General features: G+C 63.1%; 6 protein-coding genes. All 6 read right to left on the bottom strand.

The features are described from left to right. Positions 1-277 (bottom strand): protein adenylyltransferase SelO family protein (locus SH809_16550; protein ID MDZ4701324.1); only part of this gene is annotated, 277 nt, incomplete at its 3' end. Between the two features lie 15 nt (positions 278-292). Then, positions 293-1282 carry a c-type cytochrome gene (locus SH809_16545; GenBank protein MDZ4701323.1) on the bottom strand — a complete coding sequence of 330 codons (990 nt, stop codon included), beginning with the start codon at positions 1280-1282 and terminating at the stop codon, positions 293-295. A gap of 91 nt (positions 1283-1373) precedes the next feature. Continuing rightward, positions 1374-2282, bottom strand: coding sequence for an alpha/beta hydrolase-fold protein (locus SH809_16540; GenBank protein ID MDZ4701322.1), 909 nt, complete (start codon positions 2280-2282; stop codon positions 1374-1376). A gap of 38 nt (positions 2283-2320) precedes the next feature. Further along, the gene (locus SH809_16535; protein ID MDZ4701321.1) at positions 2321-3328 is read right to left on the bottom strand and encodes a sugar phosphate isomerase/epimerase; all 1008 of its coding nucleotides are present in this window, start codon (positions 3326-3328) and stop codon (positions 2321-2323) included. Between the two features lie 106 nt (positions 3329-3434). After that, a complete protein-coding gene (locus SH809_16530) occupies positions 3435-3818 on the bottom strand; it encodes a Rid family detoxifying hydrolase (GenBank protein MDZ4701320.1) in 384 nt (127 codons plus the stop codon). A gap of 11 nt (positions 3819-3829) precedes the next feature. Then, positions 3830-4240, bottom strand: coding sequence for an SRPBCC family protein (locus SH809_16525; protein MDZ4701319.1), 411 nt, complete (start codon positions 4238-4240; stop codon positions 3830-3832). Between the last annotated feature and the right edge of the window lie 239 nt (positions 4241-4479).

Raw genomic sequence — 4479 nt, 5'->3', positions numbered from 1 at the left:
GGAGCAGCGCCCGCCCATCCCCCAGCTGCGGCGAAAACCCACCGAACTGGAAGCCGGCGTAGGCCTGCGCCAGCGGCGAGGCGCCTTCGGGAGCGAGGCTGCCTGCAAAGGTAGCCGCACCTTCTGGCGACCGCAACGCCGTCGGGTCCAGCCCGAGTTCTTCCGCCAGTACCGCGTTCAGCCGGAGGACCTCGGGCTTCGGAACGGCCGCGCCCTGCCACGGGACGTACAGTCCCTCCAGCTCGCGGGCATAGGTGTTGTCGAAAGGAATGGTCATGGGTTGATGACCGTTTTACGGTGCGAGCGACGCCAGGTACGCCACCAGATTGGTCATATCGTCGATGGTGAGCGGCTCCACCTGGGGTTTCATCAGGGGGCTCCAGCTGCCGGCCCGGGCGCCGAGCTGAAAATCCATGAGCTGCCGCATGAGGTAACTCGGCGACCGGCCGGCAATGCCCGGGATGGGCCCGAGGCCCTTTAGATCGGGGCCGTGGCAGACGGTGCATGGGGCTTTCCCGTTAGCGCCGCCGGAATACACCAGGGCCCTCCCCTTCGCGATGCTGCCGACCGGCACATAGACGGTGAAGGTCGACCACGAGTCGCGCATCTCGAACTGCTTCAGGTCGTTCGGCATTTCGACGATGCGGTCGCCGAGCGGCTCGGTGCCGCCGGCGGGGTCCTTCGCGTAAATCAAGCCGGCGATTACCGTTTTCGGGATCGTGTCGGCTTCAACGACCGTGAGGATGGGTTCGAGCTTTAGCGCCGCGAAATACGCCGCCGCCTCCTGGATCTCGGCATCGGTGATGGCCCGGCCGATCTGGGTCATGTCATGGATGGGCTTCCGCTGCGGCGCCGAGAACATCCGGGCGCCGCTCTTGAAGTCGACCATTTGCTGGACGATGTACGCGGCCGGAAGGCCCGCGATCGGCGCATTCTCCGGGCCGCCCGAGCCTTCGGCGCGGTGGCACGAGCCACAGGCCCACACCTCGGGTTGCCGGCCGTTCGCCACCACGTCTGGAAGCGACGGGTGATTCTCGGGGTGCCAGTCCGGCGAAAAAAACAGATTCCGTGTGTGTTTCATCGTGAACGTCTCGGAACTGTTCGGCGCGTGGTAGGGCTGCTCGTTGGTCGGTTCACGCGGGAAATCAGGGTTCCACAGCATCGCCCAGAGGGGATAATCAGGCGTCCAGGGCGACGGGGCGGCGGCGTTCTGCGCGGTGGCTGGCACGGCCATACCAAGAAACAATGCCCCTACAAACACAACATGTGAGAACCCTTTCATACGAATTACCCTGTAGATGAAAACGGGCCAGCAAGATAGCGGGTGCGCCGGCAGGATGCCACCGGCCCACTGAGAGGTACGAACCGTTCGATCACTTGAACAGCACCTGCACAAAAGAATACAGGCTATTCTTCCAGTGCGGGGGATCGTGCGCGTTACCGTCGACATGCCAAACGTGGGGCACATCGTGCTCCTTCAGGTAGGCGTGCAAACCCTGGCTGATGTTGATCAGACTGTCTTGATTGCCACAAGAGAGCATGAAGAACTTCAGCTGCGTTTTGACCGCTTCCGGGTCCGGGATCAGCTCCGACGGCGGCTTCGTGTTGGGGGCCGACGAAAAAGCGCCGAGCCAGGCGAAGGTGTCCAGATGCGCCAGCCCGAAATTCAACGTCTGCCCCCCGCCCATCGATAGGCCGGCCAGGGCGCGGTCCTCCCGGGCGGTTGAGGCGCTGTAGCGCGACTCGATAGCCGGGATCACGTCGTCTAACAGATCGCGCTCGAACACGGCGAACGCCGGCGCGGACGCAAACACATTGCCCTCGGCGCGGTCGTTTGGCTGCGCACGACCGTTCGGCATCACGATAATCATCGGCTGCGCAAGGCCGTCGGCGATGAGGTTGTCCAGCAGGATGCCCGGCGTCGCGAATCGCTCCCATTCGGTTTCGTCACCGCCGATGCCATGGAGCAGGTACAACACCGGATACGTTTGGTCCGCCGAATACCCCGGAGGCGTGTACACCAACATCTTACGCGTCGTGCCGACGGTGTTGGAGGCATATTCGATCATCTCCGTCGCGCCACGCGGGATATCCTCGCGCACGGCATCGAAGCCGGCGGGCGGCTCGGGGAAGGCGGCGACGTCATCCTCGTGTAAAACAATCGGTCCGCCAAACGGACGCGGCCCGGCCGGAGGCGCAGCGCCGGCTTCCTGCGCGAAGGTGTGGCGTGGGGCCAGAAGGGCGAAGGCCAGGATCAGCGTCAACAGGAACATGGCTTTCATACGCAATCAGTCGGAGATGAATACCAGACCTTCGTGCCTCAATACTCTAGCTCGGTCAGATACCGAAAACTGGACCAGACCGTGTTCACCGGCCCCGCCGGGTTGGTCGGTTTCGGCGAACCTTCCGCCGGCCGATCGACGCCTGCATCGTCGCGTTCGATGAAGTACAGATGCCTGGACGGATTTTCGAGGCCCGAGAGCAGCCTCGGCCAGTCGATGGTGCCTTTGCCCACATCGGCAAAGGTAAATCGATTGCCGGCCGCCAGCGTGTTCGGCTTCGTTTCGCGTGGACCGTCGTCGACGAACCAGAAGTCCTTTACATGGAACAACGGGAAGCGATGCTGATGACGGGGCACGAACTCGTAAATGTCCTCGCCGGCGATGGCCGCCCAGGCAAGGTCGAGTTCGAAGTGGACGTGCTCGGGGTCGGTCTCCTCGAGGAGGATATCAAAAATAGGCCGGCCATTGTACCGGGCGAATTCGCCGTCGTGGTTGTGGTAGTAGAATTTAAGCCCGACCTCGGATGCCGCCTTCCCCCACACGTTGAGTGTCTGCGCAAACTGCCGGAAGCCGTCTACCGTCAGCGGGACGTTGTAGTAGTGGCCGGTGCCGACGAATTCCAGCCCGAGCGCCCGGGCATCGGCAAAGATCGCGGCGCGGCCGGCGGCGTCGTACCACGGGTTCGCGCCGTCCATCGTCCTCGGTCCGAAATGGTTGCCGGCGATATCGATACCGTATCGGGCCGCCATCTTGCGAAGTTCCGCCGGCGTTTGGCCCATAAACAGGCCGGCCAGTTCAACGTTGGTGACGCCGATGTCCTGAAGCAACTCAAACGCGCCTTCGAAACCGAGCATATGTTCATCGAGCAGATTCCTCAGGGTATAGATCTGCACCCCGACCCGGTTCGCGGGTATGCGCCCCATCGCCGAATCAAGGGCTGGCGTTTGTGCGATCAGAGGGGGAGGTACGGCCACAATGCCGAGGCCGGCGGCGGCGCACGCACTCGTTAGAAAACCGCGACGGGAGATGGAATGAGGACGTTTCATGGACTGGCGCTCCAGTTAGATGGGGTAAAATCCAAAAGTAGGCGCAGTCCGGGACAATTGCGAATACGCCGGCAAGAGGAGCCACGCATGGACACTCCTGCCGTACTTAAGCTGGCCTTCGCGCCACCAGCTCGATCTCCACCCGCGCCCCGAGCGGGAGCCCTGCGACGGCAACCGTGGTTCGAGCCGGATAGGGCTGTTCGAATTGGCCGGCGTAGACGGCGTTCATCGCCGCGAAGTCCGCCATGTCGGTGAGGTAGACGTTGACCTTGATCACATCCGCCGGCGTGAGGCCGGCGGCCGTCAGCACGTCGAACAGGTTCACGAAACACTGCCGCGTCTGGTCGCCCAGGTCGCCCGCGGAGAGTTTCCCGGTGGCGGGGTCGATGGGGGTCTGGCCGGACAGGTACAGCAGCTCGCCGGCCCAGACGGCGTGGGAGTAGGGGCCGACGGTGGCGGCATTCGGGGAGGTTACGGCGTGGCGGGGCATAGGACTCCTCTTTAGCGCCCGCCGGCTTCGACATGCCGTTTGAAATTATTCAGGATAGCCTGCCACCCGTCCCGCTGCATCTCGACGGGATGCTCGGTCTCCGGGTCGAAGCGGACGCGCACCCGGACGCCGGCGGGCTCTTCCTCAAAGGTGATCGCTGCTTTACGGTCCCCAAAATCGTATTCGATCAGGCGATGCGGGACGACCCTGGTGTAGGTGCCAGCAAAATCAAACCCTATGCTTCCATCCTTCGCCTCCATGCGCGAGGAAAACACGCCGCCAGGCCGCAGATCGACCGTTGCGGCCGTCGTATGCCAGTCCTCCGAAGCGGCGTTCCACTGGATGATGTCTTCGGGGGTGGTGTAGGCGCGCCAGGCTTCCGCGAGGGGGGCGGCGACGGTGGTTTCGACGGTGATTTGCATAGTCTATCTCTGCATTGAACGTGAAGGGATTACCTTCCTTGCGATGCCGCTTAAAAGTGGCGAGATACGGACGTTACTCGCTTTCGATCCGCGCCTCCAGTTGCGTCGGGCGGGCGACCATGTCGGCCTGATGGCGCGCCACCTCGCCGGCGAGGTCGGCCAGAATTTCTGGATGTAGCGCGGCGCGGTCGTATTGCTCCGAGGGATCCTCATCCAGATTAAACAGCATCGGCGGGTTG

The sequence above is a fragment of the Rhodothermales bacterium genome, assembly GCA_034439735.1.
Classification (GTDB): Bacteria; Bacteroidota; Rhodothermia; order Rhodothermales; family JAHQVL01; genus JAWKNW01.
The sequence above is the reverse complement of the archived record's forward strand: the minus strand, read 5'-3'. Positions and strand labels throughout refer to the sequence as shown.